The sequence below is a fragment of the Janthinobacterium sp. SUN128 genome, from assembly GCF_030587275.1.
Lineage (GTDB): Bacteria > Pseudomonadota > Gammaproteobacteria > Burkholderiales > Burkholderiaceae_D > Janthinobacterium > Janthinobacterium lividum.
Genome location: NZ_JAPWHY010000012.1, coordinates 1 through 1,449 on the forward strand (window position 1 = coordinate 1; position 1,449 = coordinate 1,449).

A 1,449-nucleotide genomic window follows, 5' to 3' on the forward strand; every position below is an offset into this window, starting at 1 on the left:
CACGAAGCAATCGGAAGTGGTTCCAAGAAAAGCCTCTAAGCTTCAGTCATACGAGACCGTACCGCAAACCGACACAGGTGGGCGAGATGAGTATTCTAAGGCGCTTGAGAGAACTCGGGAGAAGGAACTCGGCAAATTGGTACCGTAACTTCGGGAAAAGGTACGCCCCGGTAGCTTGATTGGTTTACTCCATGAGGGTGAAAGGGTTGCAATAAACTGGTGGCTGCGACTGTTTAATAAAAACACAGCACTCTGCAAACACGAAAGTGGACGTATAGGGTGTGACGCCTGCCCGGTGCTGGAAGATTAAATGATGGGGTGCAAGCTCTTGATTGAAGTCCCAGTAAACGGCGGCCGTAACTATAACGGTCCTAAGGTAGCGAAATTCCTTGTCGGGTAAGTTCCGACCTGCACGAATGGCGTAACGATGGCCACACTGTCTCCTCCCGAGACTCAGCGAAGTTGAAATGTTTGTGATGATGCAATCTACCCGCGGCTAGACGGAAAGACCCCATGAACCTTTACTGTAGCTTTGCATTGGACTTTGAACCAATCTGTGTAGGATAGGTGGGAGGCTTTGAAGCGGGGACGCTAGTTCTCGTGGAGCCAACCTTGAAATACCACCCTGGTTTGTTTGAGGTTCTAACCTTGGTCCGTTATCCGGATCGGGGACAGTGCATGGTAGGCAGTTTGACTGGGGCGGTCTCCTCCTAAAGTGTAACGGAGGAGTTCGAAGGTACGCTAGATACGGTCGGACATCGTGTTGATAGTGCAATGGCATAAGCGTGCTTAACTGCGAGACTGACAAGTCGAGCAGGTACGAAAGTAGGACATAGTGATCCGGTGGTTCTGTATGGAAGGGCCATCGCTCAACGGATAAAAGGTACTCTGGGGATAACAGGCTGATTCCTCCCAAGAGTTCATATCGACGGGGGAGTTTGGCACCTCGATGTCGGCTCATCACATCCTGGGGCTGTAGCCGGTCCCAAGGGTATGGCTGTTCGCCATTTAAAGTGGTACGTGAGCTGGGTTTAAAACGTCGTGAGACAGTTTGGTCCCTATCTGCCGTGGGCGTTGGAAATTTGAAGGGGGCTGCTCCTAGTACGAGAGGACCGGAGTGGACGAACCTCTGGTGTACCGGTTGTCACGCCAGTGGCATTGCCGGGTAGCTAAGTTCGGAAGAGATAACCGCTGAAAGCATCTAAGCGGGAAACTTGCCTTGAGATGAGATTTCCCAGAGCCTTGAGCTCTTTGAAGGGTCGTTCGAGACCAGGACGTTGATAGGCTGGGTGTGGAAGTGCAGTAATGCATTAAGCTAACCAGTACTAATTGCCCGTACGGCTTGTCCCTATAACCTTAGCAGGTACAGAGGATAAGACGGTACAACGTTGCGTGTGTGTTGATACTACCAGTCATTACCCCAATCTTTGCTTCTTCCAGATTCATGGC

Annotated in this window: 1 rRNA gene; it reads left to right on the forward strand. The window is 51.1% G+C overall.

Annotated features, from left to right (window positions below):
- Nucleotides 1-1,350, forward strand: a 23S ribosomal RNA gene (locus O3297_RS28720); the annotation flags it as partial.
- Nucleotides 1,351-1,449 lie beyond the last annotated feature (99 nt).